A 23,394-nucleotide genomic window follows, 5' to 3' on the forward strand; every position below is an offset into this window, starting at 1 on the left:
GGCACAGCACCACGACGCACGGCAACGTTCATTCAGTCCGGGGGAGCCGACATGGCCGGCTCCCCCAACTCCTCCAGCACCGCCTCAGCCCGAGGCGCCAGCAACGGCGAAAAGTACGGATTGATCCGCAACGCCTGCTGCAGATGCCGCCGCGCAGCCCCGTACCGCCCCAGCGCCCGCTCGATCTCCCCCCGGTGATAAGCGAACACCGCACTGATCTGCCCCTGATCCATCGCCTTGACCGCGTGCTTCAGCGCCTCCTCGTCGTCACCGGCCCGATGCAGCGCCCACCCCAGCGCGTCCGCGACCTCCGCACTCCCGTGCCGCCCCCACTCCGCCTGCAGCCGCCGCACCGCCGAAGCCGGATCCCCGTGGTCGGCCTCGAAGAGACCGAGGATCAGTTCGTCGTTGACGCCGCCCGCGTCGTCGCGCCGCACACGGGCGTGCAGCGCGTCGTACTGGGCCAGGGCGCCCTTGGCGTCGTCCAGGGACTCGTACAACTCGCCCAGCTCCAGGGCGTACTCGGGCGTGGGCTGCTTCGCGATCGCGGCCTTGTAGGCGCGCACCGCCGCCGCTGTCCGGCCCAGTGCCGCCAGCGCGCGGCCCTTCCCGGCGAGGGCCGCGTGGTTGCCGCGGTCGGCGCGCAGCGCGGCCTCGTAGTACCGCAGCGCCTGGGCCGGCTCACCCCGTTCCCACAGGATCTCTCCGGACCGGAACAGGCCCAGGGACTCCTGCGCCGGCGACCTGGCGAGCACCGTCGCGTCCGCCAGCACCGCGGCCGCGTCCTCGCGCCACCCGCGGTTCCAGTAGACCTGCCCCGCGCTGAGCATCCCCGCTGCCCGGGACGACGCGGAGGTGCCGAGTCCGCGCAGTTTGTCCAGAGTCTTGGCTGCGGCCTCCTGGTCGCCGAGCTGCCCGTACGCCTCGATCAGCACGGGATACGACGTCCACCGCTTGGGCGCCAGCTCGACCGCCTGCTCGCCCCACCGCTTCGCCGCACGGAAGTCATGGCGCGCGCCGGCGAGGGCCGCCAGCCCGGCCAGCGCCTGGACGTTGTCCTCCGGCTTTGCCTTCAGCGACGTACGCAGCGCCTTCTCGGCCTTCGGGAAGTACGCCGCGTCGGCGGTCTGCCGCCCCTTCTCGACGTACGCGGTGCCGAGCACGGCCCAGGACTCCTGGTCCCCGGGGTGCGTGCGCAGATGTGCCACGCGGTCGTCGATGAGGGCGGTCAGATCGGCCGTGGAGGCGGGCATCCCCGCGCCGAGGGCGGTCGCCGCCCGCGTGACGGCCCCGGGCCCGGGCGCGGGCAGCGGAGCCTCGTGCCGCTGCCCCGGCAGCCACGGGAGCAGCGCCAGCACACCGCCGGCCACCACGCCGCCGACGACCGCGACGGCCAGCGCGCGTTTCACGGCGCGGGGGAGGCGCCGGCCCCGCGACGGTGTCACCGAGATCCCAGGCGGCGTGGTCCCGGGCGGGGTCTGGATCGCGGCCGGAACCTGCTGCCGCCCGGCCTCGGACGGCGGACCCTGCTGTCCCTTTTCGATCTCCATGACGCCACTGTGCGCCAATGTGAAGATCACATCGGCGCCACACGAACGGCCTCGCCGACGGGTTCACACCGATGGCTGCGGGTGTCACGCTGTGATCATGAGCCGTACTCTCGTCGAACACCTCAGCGCAGGTCTGCCGGCCGAGGCGATCCTCACCGACCCCGACATCACGGCCTCCTACGCCCACGACATGGCCAGCTTCTGCGAGGCGGGCGAGCCCGCCGCCGTGGTCCTGCCGCGCACCGTCGAAGAGGTGCAGCACGTCATGCGGACTGCGACCGAGCTGCGCGTCCCGGTCGTGCCGCAGGGCGCCCGCACCGGCCTGTCCGGCGGCGCCAACGCCACCGACGGCTGCATCGTGCTGTCCCTCGTCAAGATGGACCGCATCCTCGAGATCAGCCCGGTCGACCGGATCGCGGTCGTCGAGCCGGGCGTCGTCAACGCCGCCCTCTCCCGCGCCGTCGGCGAACACGGCCTGTACTACCCGCCGGACCCCTCCAGCTGGGAGATGTGCACCATCGGCGGCAACATCGGCACCGCGTCGGGCGGCCTGTGCTGCGTGAAGTACGGCGTGACCGCCGAGTACGTCCTCGGGCTCGACGTCGTCCTCGCCGACGGACGGCTGATGCACACCGGCCGCCGCACCGCCAAGGGCGTCGCCGGATACGACCTGACCCGCTTGTTCGTCGGCTCCGAGGGCAGCCTCGGCATCGTCGTCCGCGCCGTCCTGGGCCTGCGGCCGAAGCCGCCCCAGCAGCTGGTCCTGGCCGCCGAGTTCGCCTCAGCGGCCGCCGCCTGCGACGCGGTCTGCAAGATCATGGAGGGCGGCCACGTCCCGTCCCTGCTCGAGCTGATGGACCGTACGACCATCCGGGCCGTCAACTCCTTCGCGAACATGGGACTGCCCGACACCACCGAGGCCCTGCTGCTCGCCGCGTTCGACACCCCCGATCCGGCCGCCGACCTGGCCGCGCTCGGCTTGCTGTGCGAGGCCGCCGGCGCCACCCAGGTCGTACCGGCCGAGGACCACGCTGAGTCCGAACTGCTGCTCCAGGCGCGCCGGTTGTCGCTCACCGCGTTGGAGGCCGTCAAGGGCACGACGATGATCGACGACGTCTGCGTGCCGCGCTCCCGGCTCGGCGAGATGCTGGAAGGCGTCGAGCGCATCGCGGAGAAGTACGGCCTGACCATCGGCGTCTGCGCCCACGCCGGGGACGGCAACACCCATCCCACGGTCTGCTTCGACTCCGCCGACCCCGACGAGTCCCGGCGCGCCCGCGAGTCCTTCGACGAGATCATGGGCCTCGGCCTGGAGCTGGGCGGCACCATCACCGGAGAGCACGGCGTCGGGATACTCAAGAAGGAGTGGCTGGCGCGCGAGATCGGGCCCGTGGGAGTGGAGATGCAGCGCGCGATCAAGCAGACCTTCGACCCGCTCGGCATCCTCAACCCGGGCAAGCTCTTCTGACATCCCGGCCCGGCAAGCTCCTCCGACGCCCCTGCCGCGTTCCGCGAGAGTGCCCGAATAGGGGTGCTTCCCCCGGGACCCGCCCAGGCGCGTGCGCCGGTCTGATAGATGTGGACCCCAACTCCAGCCCCCGAGCAGATACGGGACGACGGACATGAGCGCCCCAACCCCGGCCCCCGGCGACGACAGGCCCCGCGAAGGCTACTACCCGGACCCGTCCATCCCCGGCTACGTCCGGTACTGGAACGGCGCTGCCTGGGTGCCCGGTACGAGCCGTCCGGCGCCCAGCGACGGCGAACCCCTCCCCCCGCCCCCCGGGGTCTCCCAGGCCGCCGTACCCGCTCCGGCCCCGGCCGCCCCCGCACCCGCTCCGGCGTCGCCGAGCGCGGAGGAGACCGGCCCGGTCTTCTTCGACGAGGACCCGGGCGCCCCGAGGGCGACGCCCGGAGACGCACAGCACGGCACCAGGCCGGAGCCCGCCTCGGCATGGGGCGCCGACGCGTCCCGGCAGACCGGCTTCGGCGGCGACCAGGACCGCCGTGTCTCCTGGGGCTCCCAGCAGCCGCAGCCGGACGGCATGCCGGCGCCGCGGCCCGCGGATGAGCCCAGGGGCGCGGACGGCCCGGGAGCGAACCCGGGCACGGTGCGGATGCGCGCCGTGAAGCCCGGACCGGCGGCAGGATCCGGCCCGACCACGGGCGGTGACGCGAGCCGGGGCGGCGCGGCCACGCCCCCGGCGGACGGCACCATGAAGTTCCGCCGCCCCACCGCCGCGGGGCGGCCGGACGGCCCGGGAAGCGGAAGCGCCACCGAGCCCGCCGACGCCGTGCCCGGTGCGGCGCCCGGCCGGAGCGCGCCAGCCGCAGCCACGGGCGGCGACGGCCCCATGGCCCTCCCGTCCACCGGACCGGCCGGAGCACTGGGCGCGCACCATGGCGCTCCAACCTCGACGGCCCCGGCGGCTCCCCAGCAGCCCGTTCCTCCCCAGTCCGCTTCCCAGCAGGCATCCGCCCCGGCCACGCAGCACTCCGTGCCGGGGGCGGGCACTGCCTCCGGCACCCCCGCCGTGCCCCACCAGCCGGGCACGCCCGCACCGGCATCGCCGGTGACCCCCGGGCCCGGCGGCGGACAGCCGTCCTGGGCCCAGCAGGTGCACCGGCTGGCGCAGCCCGAGTCCGGTCCGGCGGCCCCAGCGGGAGAGGGCGAGCAGCCGGTCATGCCGTGGAAGCCGCCGGTCCTGGATCCGTTCCTGGCCGCCGCCCAGGCCCAGGCGGCGGCGCGCCCCGCGAGTCTCGGCAAGCGGCTCGCGGCACGACTGATCGACACCGTCGTCGTCGGGGGCGTGACCGCCGCGGCCGCCGTGCCGCTCGGCACCAAGGCCATCGACCACATCGACGCCAAGATCGACGCCGCGAAGCTCTCCGGCGAGACGGTCACGGTCTGGCTGATCGACGGAACGACCGCGGGCTATCTCGGCATCGTCCTGGGCGTCCTCCTCCTCTTCGGAGTCGTCTACGAGGTGCTGCCGACCACCAAGTGGGGCCGCACGCTCGGCAAGAGGCTGTGCGGGCTCGAGGTGCGGGACATCGAGGAGCACGCGCCGCCGTCGTTCGGCGCCGCGCTGCGCCGCTGGCTGGTGTACAGCGTGCCGGGCGTGCTGGTGATCGGTGTCGTGGGCGTCCTGTGGTGCCTGTTCGACCGGCCGTGGCGCCAGTGCTGGCACGACAAGGCGGCGCGTACGTTCGTGGCGGGCTGACCGGCACCGCTCACACGTTCGCGGAGGGCCGGCCGGAGTCGGCGGATGTGTCGGCGGATAAGCGGTTCGGTGTCCCAGTACCGTCCCGGTACTCCGGACGGCGGCCCGCCCATTGCGGACCCGTCGGGTTCGCGGTCGACTCGGGCCATGAGCACCGAACCGCCGCCCTCCGGTTCCGGCGAGCCGCCGGAAGACGACCCGTTCAGGAAGAGGCAGCCGCCTTCGGGGGCCGAGCCCCCGCAAGGCGGTTCCCCGTATGACGCTCCGCAGGGCGGCTCCCCGTACGACACTCCCCAGGGCGGCGGCCCGTACGGCGCCCCACCGCCGCCCGGCGGCGGCTCCCCGTACGGCGGCGGGCAGCAGCCCCCGCCGCCCTATGGAGCCGGCGGTCCCTACGGCGGCGGACCGCAGGACCCCCTGGCGGGCATGCCGCCGCTGGCCGACAGCGGCAGGCGCACGCTGGCCCGCATCATCGACATGATCATCGTCGGCATCGTGGTGGCGCTGCTGTCCTGGGCGTTCGGGCTGAACCAGCTGTACATGAACGAGACCGAGGTCGACGCCGGGCCGCTGTACGGCCGGGCGGTGCTCGCAGCCGTGCTCTACATCGCCTACGACACGTTCATGACCGCCAGATCGGGCCAGACCCTCGGCAAGCAGTGGATGAAGATGCGCGTGGCGAACCTCAGCGACGGCTCGAACCCCAGTGTCCAGACCTCGCTCGTCCGGGCGGCCGTCCTGTGGCTGCCGTTCGCCTTCTGCTGCTACTGCATCTGGACCGTGATCTGCGGCGGCTGGAGCTTCTTCGACAAGCCGTACAAGCAGGGGCTGCACGACAAGGCGGCCAAGACGGTGGTGGTCAGCACCGCGTGAGGCGGCGCCCGCCGTGGTCGGTGAGGGTGCGGCCTATGCGGTGGGCGCATCTCGCGCGCACTACCGATGAGCGCTGGTGTACCCGCTCCGCTCAGGGCTGGTGTACCCGCTCCGCGCTCGCGTGTGCGGCCACGCGCGGTACCACCACTCGCTCTTCGGAGCCGGAAGCGGGGGCGGACGCCCTGAGGGCCGGCTCGGTGGCGGGAGAAGTGGTGCGGACCGTCTTCGGCTGAGGCATGGTCAGGGCGACCAGCAGGCCCAGCCCGAGTGCGGCCAGGGCGATGACCGCCACCACCAGACCCGAACTCGTCTGTGAAACCAGCAGCATGGCCAGGGTGCAGAGGACAACGGTCGCGGAACCGTAGGCGAGCTGTGCGGCGGTCGGACGAGGCATGACGTATTCCGTCCTCGGGATGGGGGTCCCCCCATGCCCTCGTGCCATGGGGGAGATGCGGAAATCAACGAGGGTGCGTAACTATGTCGACTTGTCTGTAACGCGCCGTCAAATGACTCTAATCGGCTGCATGCCCGAGTGGAACGCCGGTAAGCGTGACCTTACCCACGGTGCCGGTGCACAGGGGGCGCACGGAGTCATCGAGTCCATCAAGTGGAGCGGCGAACGCGCCTGTTGAAAGCCTCGCATCCATCTGGATACCGACCCGGCAGCTGCCAAGGCTGCGGCCGGCTGTTCTCCTGCGTGCACTGCGGGCACGAGGACGACGCCGACCACAATGGTCGATCGAGATCGAGGCCCGAGCCCGCCTGACGCCGCCTGGACCGCAAACGGCTTCTCGCGCGTCGGCACGTCCTTCACCAGGGAGTACGAGCAGTACTACATCGCGGAGAACCGCGACGCACGACGAGAGCAACCCGACGGGCGGTGTCGAGATCACTGACACCAACACCAAGATCGCGATCGTGAAGGAGTCCCCGAGCGGCTCGGCGATCACGGTCAAGGTCTCGGAGGTCACGAAGTAGGACGCGTCATCGCAGGTCAGAGCATGATCGGCCGGTGCCCTCTGGCGGGCGGCGGCCGATCGTGTTTAGGTGCCTCCTGTGGGTCCGCTATTGACGCGACGTCTTACGGGGGTATGGCAGGTATGGGCGCAGGAGGCTTTTGCAAGCTGCCGGACGGAAGCGTGGTCGTCGCGCTGACGCTGCCGAACCCCGCCGCGTGCGGGGAGGGCCAGAAGGTCCGGGTGGTCGTGCAGGCACGCAACCGCGCCCGGGCTCTGACGAGGTTGCGCAACCTCGGTCTGCGCGCGGTCTACCTCCGGGGCAACGTCGCGCCGCCCACGCCGGACGAGATAACGGCGGTCCTCCATCACCCCGAAAGCCTCGTCTGGCGCACGGCACCGGACGACGCCAGGGAGCTCTACCACCCGATCAAGGCGCTCTTCCGGGGCCCGGTAGCACAGAGGACCTGAGCACGATGGCCCTGAGTTCGTGAGCGAGGGCGCGAGCGGACCAGGGATGAGTGGCGCGCCGGCCGGCTACACGACGGGCCGGCTACACGATGGGCTTGCCCGTCAGCTCCACGCCCGCCTCGCGCATTTCCTCGAGCGCCAGCTCGGTCGTCTGCTCGTTCACCCCCGCGGTGAGGTCCAGGAGCACCTGGGTGCGGAAGCCCTCACGGACCGCGTCCAGCGCCGTCGCGCGGACACAGTGGTCCGTGGCTATGCCCACCACGTCGACCTCGGTGATCTGGCGGTCGCGCAGCCAGTCGGCCAGCGGCGTGCCGTTCTCGTCGACGCCCTCGAAGCCGCTGTACGCCGCTGCGTACGCGCCCTTGTCGAAGACCGCGTCGACCCCGCCCGAGGCCACCGCCGGTGCGAAGTTCGGGTGGAAGCCGACGCCCTCCGTGCCCGCTACGCAGTGCGCGGGCCACGAGTGGCGGAAGTCCGGCCGGTCCGAGAAGTGGTCACCGGGGGCGATGTGGTGGTCGCGCGTCGCGACGACATGGCGGTACCCGGCGGGAGCCTGGCCGATCAGTTCGGTGATGGCGGCAGCGACGTCGGCACCCCCGGCGACCGCGAGGCTGCCGCCCTCGCAGAAGTCGTTCTGCACGTCTACGACGATCAAGGCGCGGCGCATGGTGGCTGTCCTTCGGCTGGCTGTGACGTCCCGGGGAGGGCTCCCCGGGCCCCCGGCCCGGGGGCTCTCGGATGGGCGCGGCTCGGCCTGTGGAACCGAGCCTAGAGACTTCAAGTGCGGTGCGGGAGGGGGCCCTTGCCCGCTTGCGGATTCGTATGTGCCTGTCGTTGCATTCCCGCTCACCAGGCGTTCATGCGCGGGCCTTCCCAGCAGTGCCGTTGCGTACCGGCAGCCCCAGACGTACGCACGCCGGCGCCGCCCGGGCGGTGTCAGACGCAGTACTCGGTCGGGATCACCGGCTCGCCGCGGGACAGCTGCGTCGCCGACAGCGGCAGCCGGGCGCGGGCCTCGACGTGCCGGTCGCGGACGACGTCGAGCGGCTCGCGGGCGACCACGTCCCCGGCCTTGACGAGCTCGACGAGCAGCTGCTGGTCCCGCAGCCCGTCCGGGACCGGGCCGGTGCCGACCACCTCCGCCTCGGCCACCCCGTACTCGTCGAGCCGCCGCGCGGCCCACTTGCGGCCGCCGATCGACGTCTTGCCGCCCGTCGCCTTCTTCGCGACGGGGACGAGGGGAGCCGTCGGGGCGTCGCTGTCGGCGCGCGCCACCAGCTTGTAGACCATCGAGCAGGTGGGGTGGCCGGAGCCGGTCACCAGCTGGGTGCCCACGCCGTACGCGTCCACGGGGGCGGCCCGCAGCGACGCGATCGCGTACTCGTCGAGGTCCGACGTCACGACGATCCGCGTGTTCTTGGCGCCCAGCTCGTCCAGCTGCTGGCGTACCCGGTGCGCGACCAGCAACAGGTCGCCGGAGTCGATGCGCACGGCGCCCAGCTCGGGGCCGGCGATCTCGACGGCGGTGCGCACGGCCTCGGCCACGTCGTACGTGTCGACCAGCAGCGTCGTACCGGTGCCGAGCGTGGCCACCTGGGCCTGGAACGCGTCGCGCTCGGTGTCGTGCAGCAGCGTGAAGGCGTGGGCGGACGTGCCGACCGTCGGAATGCCGTAGCGGAAGCCCGCGGCCAGGTCCGAGGTGCTCGTGAAGCCGCCGACGTAGGCGGCCCGCGACGCGGCCACGGCCGCGAGCTCGTGGGTGCGGCGGGCGCCCATCTCGATCAGCGGGCGGTCCCCGGCCGCCGACGACATGCGCGACGCGGCGGCCGCGATCGCCGAGTCGTGGTTGAGGATCGACAGGATCACGGTCTCGAGGAGCACGCACTCCGCGAAGGTGCCCTCGACGCGCAGGATGGGGGAGCCGGGGAAGTACACCTCGCCCTCGGGGTAGCCCCAGATGTCGCCGCTGAAGCGGTACTCGGAGAGCCAGGCGAGCGTGGGCTCGTCCACGATGCCGCGCTCGCGCAGGAAGCCGAGGACGCCCTCGTCGAAGCGGAAGTTCTCCACGGCGTCCAGCACGCGGCCGGTGCCGGCCACAACCCCGTAGCGGCGCCCCTCGGGCAGTCTGCGCGTGAAGACCTCGAAGACCGACCGCCGGCCGGCCGTGCCCGCGCGGAGCGCGGCCTGGAGCATGGTCAGCTCGTAGTGGTCCGTGAAGAGGGCCGTGGACGGGACGTCCACCGGCAGGCGCAGATCCGGGGCGTTCACTGTGGATCTCCTCGCGATGACTCGTGACTCGTGACTCGTGGGGCACCCCGGTCGGGTTCCGGGGTCCGGGAGCGTGCCCCCGGAATTGCGGCATACGAGCGATGCTACGCCAAATCTCGTCACTTTGACGATTTCCGTGGTTCATTTGTGGCGGGCACCGCCGGGCCGTTTGTGCGGTCCCCCATCCCAAGTGGCAGCATGGGCCGTGTGACGGCCCCAGCACCCCTAGAAGTCGAACGCACCGAGTCCGCGGAGGAGTCCTTCGCCGTACCAGAGCCCGACGTCCCCTGGGTCACGATCGTCCACAACGACCCGGTCAACCTGATGAGCTACGTGACGTATGTCTTCCAGACCTACTTCGGGTACTCCAAGGACAAGGCCACGAAACTGATGCTGGACGTCCACCACAAGGGGCGGGCGGTGGTGTCCAGCGGGACGCGCGAGGAGATGGAACGCGACGTGCAGGCCATGCACGGCTACGGTCTGTGGGCCACCCTCCAGCAGGACCGCAAGTAGCGCCCCTCCTCCTTCGGACCGCAAGCAGCGACTCTCCTCAGGACCGGAAGCAGACGACTCTCCCTCATGCCAGGACATTTCGAACCGATCTCCGGGGGCGGCGCGGCCGTCGCGCTCGACGAGGTCGAGATCTCCATCATCCGGTCGCTGGCGGTCCAGCTTCTGGAACTCGTCGGACCGGGCCCGGGCGGCGACGCGTCCGACGACCCGCTCGCCGAACTCTTCGCGGAGGGCCCGAGCGAGCCGCCCTCCGACCCCGTGCTGCAGCGGCTCTTCCCGGACGCGTACAGCGGGCCGGGCGGCGAGGAGGCGCAGCCAGGCCAGGCCGACGAGCTGCGGGCGTACTCCGCCGAGTTCCGCCGCTTCACCGAGAACGACCTGCGGGCGAGGAAGCGCGAGGACGCCCTCGCGGTGATCCGCTCCCTGGACTCGCTGGCGGTCGCGGGCCACGGCGGTGCCGTGCTCGAGCTGTCGCCCGACCAGTCCCGGCAGTGGCTCGGCGCGCTCAACGACCTCCGTCTGGCCATCGGATCCCGCCTCGACATCGAGGACGAGGAGGACGCCGATGTGCTCTACCGGCTGCCGGACGAGGATCCGCGCAAGCCGATGGTGATGGCGTATCTGTGGCTGGGCGGGCTGCAGGAGACGCTGGTCGACACCCTGATGTCCTGACGCCTGGTGTCCTGACGCCCGGTGTCCTGACGTACCGCCGAACTCGTCCCCCATGTCCCGACATGGGGGACTTGTCGTACCCGAGCAATGACGCAGAGTGTTCGCTCAACGGACGCTCAATTCCGGATAACGATCCGGTCACCAACGCGGCGGCTTATGGCGTGTCGAGCGCCTTTTTGTCCGCTTCTTCCTGTGGCGTGTGCCATATCCGCCTCAATCGATCACCTCTGCGGCCGTGATAGATCTTCACGACCACCCGTCAGGAGTCACCCATGCCCTGACGGGGGCGCCCATGCCGGCAGACCGCCGGTCGGCACAGCTCCATCACATCCAGGGGGATCGAGACCCGGTCCGAAGCCGTCAGGTGGCTCGGATCGGCATGGAGAAAGGCGCACATCAGCATGACCTCTGCGCAGGTCGACAAGCATCACGACGAGCACGGTCGCAGTGGAGTCGTGGGCGGCGACGCCCCCGAAGAGGGGTACGAGCGCGGGCTCGGCAGCCGCCAGGTCCAGATGATCGCGATCGGCGGCGCCATCGGCGTCGGCCTCTTCCTGGGAGCCGGGGCGAACATCGCCAAGGCCGGCCCCAGCCTCATCCTGATGTACGCCCTCGCGGGCGTGATCATCTTCTTCATCATGCGGGCGCTCGGCGAGCTTCTGCTCTACCGCCCGGTCTCGGGCTCGTTCGCGGAGTACTCACGCGAGTTCCTCGGCCCGTTCTTCGGCTACTTCACCGGCTGGACGTACTGGCTGATGTGGGTCGTCACCGGCATGGCGGAGCTCACCGCCGCCGCGATCTACATCAACTACTGGTTCCCGGAGATCCCGCGGTGGGTCACGGCCCTGGCCTTCCTGCTGATCCTCTTCGTGGCCAACCTGATCTCGGTGAAGCTCTTCGGCGAGATCGAGTTCTGGTTCTCGATGGTCAAGGTCACCGCGCTCATCGGCATGATCGTGATCGGCCTGGGCGTCCTCACCTTCGGCTTCAGCGCCGCCGGCGACACCGCCTCCGTCTCCAACCTCTGGGCCTTCGACGGCTTCTTCCCGAAGGGCGTCGGCTCCTCGCTGATGACCCTGCAGGGCGTCATGTTCGCCTACCTCGCCGTCGAGCTCGTCGGCGTCACGGCCGGTGAGTCCGAGAACCCCGAGAAGACGCTCCCCAAGGCGATCAACACCCTGCCCTGGCGTATCGCGCTCTTCTACGTCGGTGCCCTCACCGTCATCCTGTGCGTGGTGAAGTGGACCGAGTTCGGGCCCGGTGTGAGCCCGTTCGTCGCGGCCTTCGCCAAGATCGGCATTCCGGCGGGTGCCGCCATCGTGAACTTCGTGGTGCTCACCGCGGCCCTGTCGTCCTGCAACTCCGGCATGTACTCGACGGGCCGCATGCTGCGCACCCTGGCCGACAACGGCGAGGCGCCCAAGGCCTTCAACAAGCTGTCCGCCACCAAGACGCCCGCGTTCGGCATCACGGTCTCGGTGCTCTTCATGGGCATCGGCGTGGTCCTCAACTACATCGTCCCGGAGAAGGCGTTCGGCTACGTCACCTCGGTGGCCACCGCGGCCGGCATCTGGACCTGGCTCATGATCCTCGTCAGCCACGTCCTCTACCGCCGCGCGGTCGTCGCCGGCCGGCTGCCCGCCTCCTCCTTCCCGGCCCCGGGCGGCTCGGTGTTCTCGTACGTCGCCATCGCGTTCCTGCTCTTCGTCACCGGCCTCATCGCGTACGACGCCGACTCCCGGATCTGCCTGTACGTCATGGCCGGCTGGGCCGCCGCGCTGGCCATCGGCTGGTTCGTCCTCAAGGCCCGCAACCCGCAGGTCGCGCAGCGCGGTGAGGGCACCCTCGAGAAGGTCGGCTGAGCCGGACCCACGCCCCAGGTGTTCAGCATGCGGGCCGCTCGTACCACCCTTCGGTACGGGCGGCCCGCCCGCATATCCTGAGCGGCATGCTCACCATCACCCAGGCCCTCCACGACCAGATCGTCGCGCACGCGCGCCAGGACCACCCCGACGAGGCGTGCGGCGTCGTCGCGGGCCCCGTGGGCTCCGGCCGTCCCGAGCGGTTCATCCCGATGCTGAACGCCGCCCGCTCACCGACGTTCTACGAGTTCGACTCGGGCGACCTGCTCAAGCTCTACCGCGAGATGGACGACCGCGACGAGGAGCCCGTGGTCATCTACCACTCGCACACGGCGACCGAGGCCTACCCGTCGCGCACCGACATCAGCTACGCCAACGAGCCGGGCGCCCACTACGTGCTGGTCTCCACGGCGGACACCGACGACGCCGGACCCTTCCAGTTCCGCTCCTTCCGCATCGTCGACGGCGAGGTCACGGAGGAGGAAGTGAAGATCGTCGAGGCCTACGGCTGAGCGCAGAACACGGCCCTGTGCAGGAACGGTCCGGCTGGCGAACGGCAATCGTCCAGCAGCTGAGATGCCATTCCGGAGACCGGACCGGGAATCGATACGATGACCCCATGGTTATCGACGACGTGAGCGACAAGACGCCGGGCATGCTGCTCGTGGCGCGGCTGCACGTCGACCTGTGCAGGCTGGCCAGCGCCATCTGTCCGCGCTGAGCCGTCCCGCCGTACGGCCGTGAGCCGCGGCGCCCCCAAGCACCACCGTGCGCATTCGCATGCCGGCCGCGCGCCCACCGACCAGACTTCTTCCGACAGGAGCCCATCCATGGCCATCGAGGTCCGCATCCCGACCATCCTCCGCCAGTACACCGAAGGTGCGAAGGCCGTCGAGGGCAGCGGGGACACCCTCGCCGCGCTCTTCGCCGACCTCGAGACCCGGCACGCCGGAATCCAGGCCCGGATCGTCGACGGCGACCAGCTACGCCGCTTCGTCAACGTCTACCTGAACGACGAGGACGTCCGCTTCCTCGACGGCATCAACACCAAGCTGGCCGACGGCGACAGCGTGACGATCCTGCCGGCCGTGGCCGGCGGTATGGCCTGATCGGCATGCGGTACGACTCCCCCCTCGCAGCGGTCGGCAACACGCCGCTCGTCCGGCTGCCGCGGCTCTCGCCGTCCGAGGACGTCCGGATCTGGGCGAAGCTCGAGGACCGCAACCCGACCGGCTCGGTCAAGGACCGACCCGCGCTGCACATGATCGAGCAGGCCGAGAAGGACGGGCGCCTCACGCCCGGCTGCACCATCCTCGAGCCCACCTCCGGCAACACGGGCATCTCGCTCGCCATGGCCGCGAAGCTCAAGGGCTACCGCATGGTGTGCGTCATGCCGGAGAACACCTCGCAGGAGCGGCGCGACCTGCTCGGCATGTGGGGCGCGGAGATCATCCCCAGCCCCGCGGCGGGCGGCTCCAACACCGCCGTACGCATGGCCAAGGAGCTCGCCGCATCGCACCCGGACTGGGTGATGCTCTACCAGTACGGCAATCCGGACAACGCGGGCGCGCACTACGCGACCACCGGCCCCGAGATCCTCGCCGACCTGCCGTCCATCACGCACTTCGTGGCGGGCCTCGGCACGACCGGCACCCTCATGGGCGTCGGCCGCTACCTGCGCGAGCACAAGCCGGACGTCAAGATCGTCGCCGCCGAGCCGCGCTACGACGATCTCGTCTACGGCCTGCGCAACCTCGACGAGGGCTTCGTACCCGAGCTGTACGACGCGTCCGTGCTGACCACGCGCTTCTCGGTCGGCTCCGCCGACGCCGTCACCCGCACCCGGGAACTCCTCCAGCAGGAGGGGATCTTCGCGGGCGTCTCCACGGGCGCCGCACTGCACGCCGCGATCGGCGTCGGCAAGAAGGCGGTCAAGGCGGGCGAGTCCGCGGACATCGTCTTCATCGTCGCCGACGGCGGCTGGAAGTACCTGTCGACCGGGGTCTACACCGCGGCCACGACGGAAGAGGCCATCGAGACGCTGCACGGGCAGCTTTGGGCCTAAGCGCTCCGCTGGAAGTCCGGTGCAACCCTGCGGGTCCGTCGTGGCTCGTCGCGCAGTTCCCCGCGCCCTTTGGGGCGCTGCCGAACTACACCGGACTTCGGCAGACCCGCTTAGCCCCTCGGGGCGGCTACCGAGCGAGATGGCGGACCTGGTCCCACAGGACCGGGTCCGCCACCCCCGCCCGCCGGCGAAACTCCCACACGGCCACGTTCCGCAGCTCGTCCGTCTCCAGGAAACTCGGGCGGCCCTGCGCATCGCCCACGGACCCCGGTGGCAGCGCGATCACGCCCGGGCGCTCGTCGCGGTACTTGCTGGTGATCTTCGCCACGAGTGCGGTGTCGCCGTGCACCGACAGCACCAGACACGGCCGGTCCTTGGCCCGCGCGGCACCCTGCGCCGCCCGTTCCGAACCCCCCGGGGCACCCCCGCCCGGCTCGAACGGCACGTTCGCCCACCAGATCTCCGCCGGCTTCGGCCTGGGCGCCCTGGTCACGCGCTGCCGCGGCCGCTCCGGCCGCTCACCGGGCCGTCCCGGCGGCCGGGTCCTGCCGCGCCGGCGCCGCACACGGTGCGGCCCCCAGCCGTCGGCCAGCGCCGCGACCAGCGCGAGCAGCACCACGGCGGCCAGGGCCAGCCACCAGGACGTGTCCATGTACCGACGGTACCGGCGGGCCCGGCCCACTGCCGCCCCGCCGCCTCCCACGCCCGCGCCGCCCGTCGGATCAGCGTCGGCGCGCCCCGACCGCACAGCCATCCGATCCGGTGACACAGCAGGTGAGTTCGCCCACAACAGCCCGTGACGGAGAAGCGACGAAGGCTTTTGCGCCTTACGCTCGACGCACCGCACGACCCCCGTTTTCTCATCCTGCCAGCGGAGGTTTCTGCTCCATGAAGCTCACCGTCGTCGGCTGCTCGGGGTCGTTCCCGTCCGCGGAATCGGCCTGCTCGAGCTACCTCGTCGAGGCCGACGGCTTCCGGCTGCTCCTCGACATGGGCAACGGCGCCCTGGGCGAGCTGCAGCGCCACTGCGGTCTCTACGACCTCGACGCCATCTTCCTCAGCCATCTGCACGCCGATCACTGCATCGACATGTGCGCCTATTTCGTGGCGCGCTACTACCGGCACGACGGCGGCCGCGCCGCTCCCCTCCCGGTCTTCGGGCCCGAGGGCACCGAGCAGCGACTGACCACCGCCTACGGCGACACGCCCTCCGCGTCGTCCATGAGCGAGGTCTTCGACTTCCACACCGTCAAGCCGGGCACCTTCGAGATCGGCCCCTTCACGGTGCACACGGAGAGGGTGCGCCACCCCATCGAGGCGTACGCCATCCGCCTCGAGCACGGCGGTTCCTCGCTGACGTACTCCGGGGACACCGGCGTGTGCGACTCCCTGGTCGAACTCGCCCTCGGCACCGATCTGTTCCTGTGCGAGGCCGCGTTCACGCACGGCAAGGAGACCATTCCCGACCTCCATCTCAACGGCCGCGAGGCGGGCGAGATCGCCCAGCGCGCCGGGGTCCGGCGCCTGGTCCTGACCCACATCCCGCCGTGGACGGACCCCGAGGTCAACGCCGCGGACGCCCGTGCCGTGTTCGACGGCCCGGTGGAGCTGGCGGCGCCCGGGGTGTCGTACGAGATCCAGGTGTCGTAGGTGACGACCTAGGCGTACGAGGTCTGCTCGTACGAAGGCCGGGGCCCGCACGACATGACGGAGGCCCCCGGAGCTCGTCTGCTCCGGGGGCCTCTGCGCTGTCCAGGACCTGCTTACGCCCTGGTGAGGTCCTCGACCTCCGCCTCGGGCTCGCGGCCCGGGGTCGGCAGGTCGAACTTGGTGATCGCGAAGCGGAACACCACGTAGTAGATCACCGCGAAGACCAGGCCGATCGGGATGATCAGCCACGGCTTGGTGGCCAGGTTCCAGTTCAGTGCGTAGTCGAGGAAGCCCGCGGAGAAGGTGAACCCGGCGTGCACGCCGAGCGCCCAGGTCACGGCCATCGAGATCGCGGTGAGCACCGCGTGGACGGCGTACAGCAGCGGCGCGATGAACATGAACGAGAACTCGATCGGCTCGGTGACACCGCAGACGAACGAGGTGAGGGCGAGCGAGATCATCATGCCCAGGACGGCCTTGCGGCGCTCGGGGCGGGCCGAGTGCGCGATGGCGAGCGCGGCGGCCGGGAGGCCGAACATCATGATCGGGAAGAAGCCGGACATGAACATACCGGCGTCCGGGTCGCCCGCGAAGAAGCGGTTCAGGTCGCCGTGGACGACCTGGCCGGCGGAGTTGGTGAAGTCACCGAGCTGGAACCAGGCCACGGTGTTCACGAACTGGTGCATACCCACCGGGATCAGCGCGCGGTTGATCGCACCGAAGAGGCCGGCACCGGCGGCGCCGAGACCCGTCATCCACTCGCCGAAGGCGCTGATGCCCTCGCCGATGGGCTCCCAGACCAGACCGAAGACGACGCCGACCAGGGTGCCGACGAAGGCCATGATGATCGGGACGAGCCGGCGCCCGTTGAAGAAGCCGAGCCAGTCGACCAGCTTGGTGCGGTGGAACTTCTGCCACAGCACGGCGGCCAGCAGACCCATCACGATGCCGCCGAAGACGCCCGGGTTGTTGTAGGTCGCGGCGATGTCCGCGCCGTCCTGGATCTTGGCCTCGGTGACCGGGAAGGCCTTCAGTACGTTGCTGTAGACCAGGAAGCCGACGAGCGCGGCGAGCGCGGTGGAGCCGTCGGCCTTCTTGGCGAAGCCGATGGCGACACCGATACAGAAGAGCATCGGCAGGTTGTCGAAGACCGCGCCACCGGCGGTCGCGAAGACCGAGGCGACCTTGTCCCAGCCCAGCCCGTCGGCGCCGAAGACGTCCGGCTGGCCGAGGCGCAGCAGGATGCCGGCGGCGGGCAGCACGGCGATCGGCAGCTGCAGGCTGCGGCCGACCTTCTGCAGGCCCTGGAACAGGCCGGCTCCCCGTTTCTTCGCAGGGGCCGCGGGGGCCGCCGTGTCGGTACCGGTGCTCATGAACGTCCTCCGTGTGCCGGGTGCTGCCGGGGCATGGGGGAAGATGGAGGGCAGCAAGGGGGGTGTGGTCTACACCACTGACTGGTGTAGACCTGTTGTAGCACGGCGAAGGCTGGATAAGGAACCCGCGAATATTGTGGCTTTGGGCATATCGGGACATCGTGCCATAAAGCCGGGTGGTGGGGTTCGGGTGGGCGTGTGGTCACGTAAGAGGGGCGCCGAAGTTCGGGTCGGTCGATCCCCGAGTGAGGTAGGGGCGGGGCTTGGCGGCCGTCGGAATATTGGTGTAGACCAGTGGGTGACGGGTGGCGTGACCGCTCGTGAAGACGGTCCGACCGTGGGTTACCGTGGCAAAACGGGTCAAGGTGAACGGAGCAAGGAATGGCCACCAAGGCTGAGAAGATCGTCGCCGGGCTCGGCGGCATCGACAACATCGAAGAGATCGAGGGCTGCATCACCCGCCTGCGGACCGAGGTCGTCGACCCCGGCAAGGTCGACGAGGCCGCGCTGAAGGCCGCCGGAGCACATGGCGTGGTCAAGATGGGCACGGCGATCCAGGTCGTCATCGGCACCGACGCCGACCCGATCGCGGCCGACATCGAAGACATGATGTGACCCCGTCGACGACGGAATCTGACCTCGTCGCCGACATGACGTGAGCCGGGGGCGAGGCCACGCCGAAGCCGCCCGGCAGCCCCGTTCCGCACCCGCCCGGAACGGGGTCTTCACCATTCGGGCTAGGCTCGGCAGCATGTCCAGAATCGACGGCCGTACGCCCGAACAGCTCCGCCCCGTCACCATCGAACGCGGCTGGAGCAAGCACGCCGAGGGCTCGGTCCTCATCTCCTTCGGCGACACCAAGGTCTTCTGCACCGCCTCCGTCACCGAAGGCGTCCCGCGCTGGCGCAAGGGCAGCGGCGAGGGCTGGGTCACCGCCGAGTACGCGATGCTGCCCCGCTCCACCAACACCCGCGGCGACCGCGAGTCCGTCAAGGGCAAGATCGGCGGCCGTACGCACGAGATCAGCCGCCTCATCGGCCGCTCCCTGCGCGCCGTCATCGACTACAAGGCCCTCGGCGAGAACACCATCGTCCTCGACTGCGACGTCCTCCAGGCCGACGGCGGCACCCGCACCGCCGCCATCACCGGCGCCTACGTCGCACTCGCCGACGCCGTCGCCTGGGCGCAGAAGAAGAAGCTCGTCAAGGCCGGCCGCAACCCGCTCACCGGCACCGTCTCCGCCGTCTCCGTCGGCATCGTGGGCGGCGTACCGCTCCTCGACCTCTGCTACGAGGAGGACGTGCGCGCCGAGACCGACATGAACGTCGTCTGCACCGGCGACGGCCGGTTCGTGGAGGTCCAGGGCACCGCCGAGGCCGAGCCCTTCGCCCGCGAGGAGCTCAACTCACTGCTCGACCTGGCCGTTTCCGGATGCACGGAACTCACGGCCATCCAGCGCGCCGCGCTCGAACAGCAGCGGTAGCGGGGCCTTCGGCCTGCACGGATGCCCGACTGCCTGCACGGGTGCTCGGCTGCCCGCACGGGTGCCCGGCGGGCGAGGGCGGCGCGGGGAAAGAGTAAAGAAGCAACCAAGAAGGCTCCTCCGCGCGTTATTACAGGTGCGGGCGTACGGGCAACACCGTGCGCCCGTCCGCAACCCCCTGGGAGGAACCGCCGACATGGCATCGAGCCGCCGACGTATCAGCACCGCCATCGCCCTGGCCGGCCTGGCGCTCGCCGTGCCCCTCGCCGCCGGCTGCAGCGCCGTCGACAAGGCACTGGACTGCGTGCAGACCGCCGACGCGATAGCCGACAGCGTCACCGAACTCAAGCAAGCCGTCGACACCGCCGCCAACGACCCGACCCAGGCCGCCGAGGCGCTCGACTCCATCGACCAGAACCTCGACGAGATCGGCGACAAGACCGACAACGCCGACGTCAACAAGGCGGTCGACGACCTCGGCAAGGCCGTCGACAACGTCCGCCAGGCCATCAAGAACGGCGACGAGACACCGGACATCACCCCGGTCACGGACGCGGCGGGCGAACTGACGAAGGTCTGCACGCCATAAGGCAGGCCAAGCCGCCCGTCCGGGGTCCCGGCCGCCGCCCGGGGGCCCTGGACGGGCGGTCCCCACACCCCGCGATACTGGTGGCATGACCCGCCTGATCCTCGCCACCCGCAACGCCGGAAAGATCACCGAACTCAAGGCCATCCTCGCCGACGCCGGCCTCACCCACGACCTCATCGGCGCCGAGGCCTACCCGGACGTCCCCGACGTCAAGGAGACCGGCGTCACCTTCGCCGAGAACGCCCTGCTCAAGGCCCACGCCCTGGCGCAGGCCACCGGCCTGCCCGCCGTCGCCGACGACTCGGGCCTCTGCGTCGACGTACTCGGCGGCGCCCCCGGCATCTTCTCCGCCCGCTGGGCCGGCCGCCACGGCGACGACCAGGCCAACCTCGAGCTCCTCCTGGCCCAGCTCGCCGACATCTCCGACGAACACCGCGCCGCCCACTTCGCCTGCGCCGCGGCCCTCGCCCTCCCGGACGGCACCGAGCGCGTCGTCGAAGGCCGCCTGACGGGCACCCTCCGCCACACCCCCGCCGGCACGAACGGCTTCGGCTACGACCCGATCCTCCAGCCCGACGGCGAGACCCGTACGTGCGCGGAACTCAGCCCCGAGGAGAAGAACGCGATCAGCCACCGGGGGAAGGCGTTCCGGGCGCTGGTGCCGGTGGTGCGGGAGCTGCTGGGCTGACTTCACGAAAGAGCCCCGCACCTACGAATCGAAGGTGCGGGGCTCTGCTTAGCTGTGCGCCCGGTCGGATTCGAACCGACAAACACGACCACCTAAAGATCGCCGCTCGGCCATTGGCGTACGGGCGCCCGACAGCGTCCTACTTTACTGGGGGAGAGTATGTCGTCGCTGCCCGCCTCGACACCAGGTGCTGGTTGTCGCGTGGCAGTTAGGGCACAGCAACCGCAGGTTCTCGCCGCGGTCGTCGCTCCAGTCCCCATTGATGTGATCGACCTCCAACGTCATGGGCTTGCCGAGCCACTCCGGTCCGATCCCGCACTCGGCGCATTCCTCGGGTACGCCAGCGTCACGGAGCGCGCGACGCAGTAGACGGGTCCTTGTCCGGCGCTTGCCGTCGTGCTGGATAAGGATGTCCTCCGGACGCTTGGCGGGGACCGTGCCCGGCCTTCCTCGCTGATGTGCCTGCCCCAGGAAGTGGGAGACGTCAAGGTTGTCCTCTGCTACCCACTGGTGGAACAGGGTGCGCAGCCGGCCGCTGTAGGGCTCCATCCCCAGAGCGCGGAGAGCACCGGCGAATGGAGGTCGCTCCCTCGACCGCGCGGTGCAACTCGTCGGCGGCCGGTTTGGCGGGCACTCCGTTGGCTCGCCCCCGGCGTTGCATGTGGGAGACGTCGATCCCAAAGTGGTCGAAACGCCGGAAGAGATGGCGGCGGAGGTTGCCGTACGGTCGGGTGCCGAAGAACGCGATGACCTCATCGATGTCGGAACACTGCGCGGCGGCTTCGGCCAGTCGCTCGCGGGTGTACTGCACGCCCCCATTCACGCGGCGCCAGCCCTGGCGAAACCCTTACCACGTCCCCGGTAGTTGTCCGTCGTCGAGTGGCAGTTGGGGCACAGGAACCGTAGGTTCTCGATGCGGTTGTCGCGCCAGTTGCCGTCGACGTGGTCGACCTCGAGAGGAAGCGGGTGCCCCCGCCAGACCGCTTCCGTGCCGCACAGAGCGCACTGCTCCCGTACTCCCACAGCCGTCATCGCCCACTTGAGGCGGTCGCTCGGGATGCGCCGGGCATGAGTGGCCGCCTGCTCGACGAGCAGACCCTCCGGCGTACGAGGGCGCCAGGGCTTTCCCCGCCGCGTCGGCACCTGGAAGTGCGATGTGTCGATGCCGTACGCCTTGATACGGCGGCTGATGTGCGTGTGGTGTCCGCCGACGACCTCGAGTCCGAGTTGCCGCAGCACTTCACACATGTTCGTCGACGCTGAGACCGCAGCCTGGAGGACCTCCCGGGTCCACTTGACCCCCTCACGCTCAAAGTGCGACGTCTCCACCCCCAGCTTCTTCATCCGCTCGAACACATACCGCCGCGTCGAACTCCTCGGATCCACCCCCAACCTCTCCAACGCCTCCGACAACGTCCGTGCCCCGCGAGCCGCCTCCTCCAGCCGCTCCCTGGTGTACGCGCTGGCCCCCATCGATTCCCCTCCGTCTCCGGCCGCGTGTTCGCGGCTCGTACGGAGTAACGATCTGCTCATCGGACGGTCACGTGGGAAAAGTGGAGCGGCCCGCACCGGATCATGCCGGTGCGGGCCGTTCGAGAAGAGGATGGGAGCGGGTCTCAGATCCCCAAATCCTTGATGATCTTGGCGACGTGGCCCGTGGCCCGCACGTTGTACAGGGCCCGTTCGACCTTGCCCTCCTCGTCCACGATCACCGTGGAGCGGATGACGCCCATGTACGTCTTGCCGTAGTTCTTCTTCTCGCCGTACGCGCCGTAGGCCTCGGTGACCGTCTTGTCGGGGTCGGCCAGGAGGGTGACCTTCAGGTCCTCCTTCTCGCGGAACTTCGCGAGCTTCTCCGGCTTGTCGGGGGAGATGCCGATCACGTCGTAGCCGGCGCCGGCGAGGACCTCCAGGTTGTCCGTGAAGTCGCACGCCTGCTTGGTGCAGCCGGGGGTGAGGGCGGCCGGGTAGAAGTAGACGATGACCTTGCGGCCCTTGTGGTCCGCGAGGGAGACCTCGTTGCCGTCGGCGTCGGGCAGGGTGAAGGCGGGGGCGGTGTCGCCGGGCTGGAGTCGCTCGCTCATGTTCTTCGGTCTCCTCGCAGGGGGGACGGCAAGGGGGCGGATCCCCCGTGGCTGGTTACGGAACGAGGGTAATAGGGGTGCCGTGGGGTGCGGTGGGCCGGAAGCTGACAGACTGTCGACCAGTACGTAGGACGCAAGACCATCGGATACGACCACGGAGGCGGCGCGGTGTCGGATGCCAGGACCCCTGCGCAGATCGAGGCGGACATCAGGCTCCGGCGTGAGCGGCTGGCCGAGACCCTCGATGAGATCGGGATGCGGGTGCACCCGAAGACGATCGTCGGTGATGCCAGGGCGAAGGTCGTGTCCGGTGTCGATCACACGCTGGGGCGGGCGTATGTCGGTGTCAACCGGGCCGTGAGCGGTGTTCGGGCGCGGCTGGTGTCGGAGGAGGGGGCGCCGCGCTTCGAGCGGATCGTGCCGGTGGCGATCGTCGTCGTCGGGGTCGTGGGGCTGCTGGCCCTGAGCTCGCGCAAGCGGAAGCGCTGACCCCTCCGGGGTGCGGGCGGGGTGGAGACAGGTAGGTTCGGAGCGTGAGCGAGAAGACCCACCACGACAAGTTGCCCATCCGGATGCTGCACGACCGTGTGCTGGTGCGGCAGGACACGAATGAGGGCGAGCGGCGTTCCGGCGGCGGCATCCTGATTCCCGCGACCGCGGCCGTCGGGCGGCGGCTGGCCTGGGCCGAGGTGGTCGCGGTCGGGCAGAACGTGCGGACCGTGGAGGTGGGCGACCGGGTGCTGTACGACCCCGAGGACCGGGCCGAGGTCGAGGTGCGGGGCGTGGCGTACGTCCTGATGCGCGAGCGCGATCTGCACGCCGTGGCCGCGGACCGCTTCGAGGGCTCGCAGGATTCGACTGGGCTCTATCTCTGACAGCCGGGCTCTGTCTCTGACATCTCTGACGCATCCGTCATCCGCCTGTTGCAGCCATGGCGTACGTCTCGTCGCCGTGAAGCAGCCAGTGCAGACAGTTCTGACCATGACGCCGTAAGGCCTGGCGACCGGACCGACAGCCGTCCGTCACCAGGCCTTACGCATGGCCGCCGTATCACCGGGCGGTGCCTTACG

General features: G+C 70.3%; 26 protein-coding genes, 1 tRNA gene and 1 pseudogene. 18 read left to right on the forward strand and 10 right to left on the reverse strand.

Annotated elements, in window-relative coordinates:
* Positions 1 to 32 precede the first annotated feature (32 nt).
* Positions 33 to 1,550, reverse strand: coding sequence for a tetratricopeptide repeat protein (locus STSP_RS07410; RefSeq protein WP_078066956.1), 1,518 nt, complete (start codon positions 1,548 to 1,550; stop codon positions 33 to 35).
* A gap of 97 nt (positions 1,551 to 1,647) precedes the next feature.
* Between STSP_RS07410 and STSP_RS07415 the strand changes: the two genes are divergently transcribed.
* The 3 genes from STSP_RS07415 (at position 1,648) to STSP_RS07425 (ending at position 5,647) form a co-directional block, all read left to right on the forward strand.
* A complete protein-coding gene (locus STSP_RS07415) occupies positions 1,648 to 3,018 on the forward strand; it encodes an FAD-binding oxidoreductase (RefSeq protein ID WP_067273823.1) in 1,371 nt (456 codons plus the stop codon).
* Positions 3,019 to 3,172: 154 nt separating this feature from the next.
* Complete coding sequence (locus STSP_RS07420) at positions 3,173 to 4,774, forward strand: RDD family protein (protein ID WP_067273752.1); 1,602 nt, start codon at positions 3,173 to 3,175, stop codon at positions 4,772 to 4,774.
* Between the two features lie 147 nt (positions 4,775 to 4,921).
* On the forward strand, positions 4,922 to 5,647 hold the full coding sequence (locus STSP_RS07425) for an RDD family protein (RefSeq protein ID WP_067273753.1): 726 nt from the start codon (positions 4,922 to 4,924) through the stop codon (positions 5,645 to 5,647).
* A 91-nt stretch (positions 5,648 to 5,738) separates the two neighbouring features.
* Here the strand turns inward: STSP_RS07425 and STSP_RS07430 are convergent, their stop codons facing one another.
* Positions 5,739 to 6,041, reverse strand: coding sequence for a hypothetical protein (locus STSP_RS07430; protein WP_067273756.1), 303 nt, complete (start codon positions 6,039 to 6,041; stop codon positions 5,739 to 5,741).
* A 706-nt stretch (positions 6,042 to 6,747) separates the two neighbouring features.
* Here STSP_RS07430 and STSP_RS07435 point away from each other — a divergent pair.
* Positions 6,748 to 7,074 (forward strand): hypothetical protein, encoded by a 327-nt coding sequence (locus STSP_RS07435; RefSeq protein WP_067273757.1) that lies wholly within the window; start codon positions 6,748 to 6,750, stop codon positions 7,072 to 7,074.
* An 82-nt stretch (positions 7,075 to 7,156) separates the two neighbouring features.
* On the opposite strand, the gene STSP_RS07440 is transcribed toward STSP_RS07435, so the two are convergent.
* Together STSP_RS07440 and STSP_RS07445 are read right to left on the reverse strand one after the other, a co-directional pair.
* Positions 7,157 to 7,741, reverse strand: a complete 585-nt coding sequence (locus tag STSP_RS07440; RefSeq protein WP_067273759.1) for an isochorismatase family protein — start codon at positions 7,739 to 7,741, stop codon at positions 7,157 to 7,159.
* A gap of 269 nt (positions 7,742 to 8,010) precedes the next feature.
* Positions 8,011 to 9,342 carry a nicotinate phosphoribosyltransferase gene (locus STSP_RS07445; protein ID WP_067273762.1) on the reverse strand — a complete coding sequence of 444 codons (1,332 nt, stop codon included), beginning with the start codon at positions 9,340 to 9,342 and terminating at the stop codon, positions 8,011 to 8,013.
* 198 nt (positions 9,343 to 9,540) lie between these two features.
* On the opposite strand from STSP_RS07445, the gene clpS reads away from it, so the two are divergent.
* The 7 genes from clpS (at position 9,541) to STSP_RS07475 (ending at position 14,457) form a co-directional block, all read left to right on the forward strand.
* Positions 9,541 to 9,858 (forward strand): ATP-dependent Clp protease adapter ClpS, encoded by a 318-nt coding sequence (gene clpS, locus STSP_RS07450; protein WP_067273764.1) that lies wholly within the window; start codon positions 9,541 to 9,543, stop codon positions 9,856 to 9,858.
* Between the two features lie 66 nt (positions 9,859 to 9,924).
* Entirely contained in the window at positions 9,925 to 10,530 is a 606-nt protein-coding gene (locus STSP_RS07455) for a DUF2017 domain-containing protein (RefSeq protein WP_067273765.1), read from the forward strand.
* Positions 10,531 to 10,931: 401 nt separating this feature from the next.
* A complete protein-coding gene (locus tag STSP_RS07460) occupies positions 10,932 to 12,392 on the forward strand; it encodes an amino acid permease (RefSeq protein ID WP_198547289.1) in 1,461 nt (486 codons plus the stop codon).
* 86 nt (positions 12,393 to 12,478) lie between these two features.
* Positions 12,479 to 12,904 (forward strand): Mov34/MPN/PAD-1 family protein, encoded by a 426-nt coding sequence (locus STSP_RS07465; protein WP_067273768.1) that lies wholly within the window; start codon positions 12,479 to 12,481, stop codon positions 12,902 to 12,904.
* 107 nt (positions 12,905 to 13,011) lie between these two features.
* Positions 13,012 to 13,113, forward strand: coding sequence for a putative leader peptide (locus STSP_RS40915; protein ID WP_309484478.1), 102 nt, complete (start codon positions 13,012 to 13,014; stop codon positions 13,111 to 13,113).
* Between the two features lie 109 nt (positions 13,114 to 13,222).
* Positions 13,223 to 13,501: a MoaD/ThiS family protein gene (locus STSP_RS07470; RefSeq protein WP_067273770.1), complete on the forward strand. Its 279-nt coding sequence runs from the start codon at positions 13,223 to 13,225 to the stop codon at positions 13,499 to 13,501.
* 5 nt (positions 13,502 to 13,506) lie between these two features.
* Positions 13,507 to 14,457 carry a PLP-dependent cysteine synthase family protein gene (locus STSP_RS07475; protein WP_067273772.1) on the forward strand — a complete coding sequence of 317 codons (951 nt, stop codon included), beginning with the start codon at positions 13,507 to 13,509 and terminating at the stop codon, positions 14,455 to 14,457.
* Between the two features lie 127 nt (positions 14,458 to 14,584).
* On the opposite strand, the gene STSP_RS07480 is transcribed toward STSP_RS07475, so the two are convergent.
* The gene (locus STSP_RS07480; RefSeq protein ID WP_067273774.1) at positions 14,585 to 15,109 is read right to left on the reverse strand and encodes a type II toxin-antitoxin system PemK/MazF family toxin; all 525 of its coding nucleotides are present in this window, start codon (positions 15,107 to 15,109) and stop codon (positions 14,585 to 14,587) included.
* Between the two features lie 236 nt (positions 15,110 to 15,345).
* Between STSP_RS07480 and STSP_RS07485 the strand changes: the two genes are divergently transcribed.
* Positions 15,346 to 16,107 (forward strand): MBL fold metallo-hydrolase, encoded by a 762-nt coding sequence (locus STSP_RS07485; RefSeq protein ID WP_067273777.1) that lies wholly within the window; start codon positions 15,346 to 15,348, stop codon positions 16,105 to 16,107.
* Between the two features lie 113 nt (positions 16,108 to 16,220).
* Here STSP_RS07485 and STSP_RS07490 read toward each other — a convergent pair whose 3' ends face one another.
* Positions 16,221 to 17,480, reverse strand: a complete 1,260-nt coding sequence (locus STSP_RS07490; protein ID WP_067273779.1) for a PTS transporter subunit EIIC — start codon at positions 17,478 to 17,480, stop codon at positions 16,221 to 16,223.
* A 381-nt stretch (positions 17,481 to 17,861) separates the two neighbouring features.
* Between STSP_RS07490 and STSP_RS07495 the strand changes: the two genes are divergently transcribed.
* The 4 genes from STSP_RS07495 (at position 17,862) to rdgB (ending at position 20,240) form a co-directional block, all read left to right on the forward strand.
* Complete coding sequence (locus STSP_RS07495) at positions 17,862 to 18,095, forward strand: glucose PTS transporter subunit EIIB (RefSeq protein WP_067273782.1); 234 nt, start codon at positions 17,862 to 17,864, stop codon at positions 18,093 to 18,095.
* Positions 18,096 to 18,231: 136 nt separating this feature from the next.
* Entirely contained in the window at positions 18,232 to 18,963 is a 732-nt protein-coding gene (rph, locus tag STSP_RS07500) for a ribonuclease PH (RefSeq protein ID WP_067273785.1), read from the forward strand.
* Between the two features lie 196 nt (positions 18,964 to 19,159).
* Positions 19,160 to 19,552 carry a hypothetical protein gene (locus STSP_RS07505; RefSeq protein WP_067273787.1) on the forward strand — a complete coding sequence of 131 codons (393 nt, stop codon included), beginning with the start codon at positions 19,160 to 19,162 and terminating at the stop codon, positions 19,550 to 19,552.
* An 85-nt stretch (positions 19,553 to 19,637) separates the two neighbouring features.
* Entirely contained in the window at positions 19,638 to 20,240 is a 603-nt protein-coding gene (rdgB, locus tag STSP_RS07510; RefSeq protein WP_067273789.1) for an RdgB/HAM1 family non-canonical purine NTP pyrophosphatase, read from the forward strand.
* A 55-nt stretch (positions 20,241 to 20,295) separates the two neighbouring features.
* Here the strand turns inward: rdgB and STSP_RS07515 are convergent.
* The 4 genes and pseudogenes from STSP_RS07515 to bcp form a co-directional block, all read right to left on the reverse strand.
* Positions 20,296 to 20,368 (reverse strand) — tRNA-Leu (locus tag STSP_RS07515).
* 16 nt (positions 20,369 to 20,384) lie between these two features.
* Positions 20,385 to 21,051, reverse strand: a pseudogene (locus STSP_RS36735) (HNH endonuclease).
* A gap of 8 nt (positions 21,052 to 21,059) precedes the next feature.
* Positions 21,060 to 21,713 (reverse strand): HNH endonuclease signature motif containing protein, encoded by a 654-nt coding sequence (locus tag STSP_RS07520; RefSeq protein ID WP_067273792.1) that lies wholly within the window; start codon positions 21,711 to 21,713, stop codon positions 21,060 to 21,062.
* Positions 21,714 to 21,856: 143 nt separating this feature from the next.
* Complete coding sequence (bcp, locus tag STSP_RS07525) at positions 21,857 to 22,324, reverse strand: thioredoxin-dependent thiol peroxidase (protein ID WP_067273794.1); 468 nt, start codon at positions 22,322 to 22,324, stop codon at positions 21,857 to 21,859.
* Between the two features lie 168 nt (positions 22,325 to 22,492).
* Here bcp and STSP_RS07530 point away from each other — a divergent pair, with 168 nt between their 5' ends.
* Together STSP_RS07530 and STSP_RS07535 are read left to right on the forward strand one after the other, a co-directional pair.
* The gene (locus tag STSP_RS07530) at positions 22,493 to 22,813 is read left to right on the forward strand and encodes a DUF3618 domain-containing protein (protein WP_067273797.1); all 321 of its coding nucleotides are present in this window, start codon (positions 22,493 to 22,495) and stop codon (positions 22,811 to 22,813) included.
* A 44-nt stretch (positions 22,814 to 22,857) separates the two neighbouring features.
* On the forward strand, positions 22,858 to 23,199 hold the full coding sequence (locus tag STSP_RS07535; protein WP_067273799.1) for a GroES family chaperonin: 342 nt from the start codon (positions 22,858 to 22,860) through the stop codon (positions 23,197 to 23,199).
* Positions 23,200 to 23,394: the final 195 nt, after the last annotated feature.

This window comes from Streptomyces jeddahensis (assembly GCF_001642995.1).
Lineage (GTDB): Bacteria > Actinomycetota > Actinomycetes > Streptomycetales > Streptomycetaceae > Streptomyces > Streptomyces jeddahensis.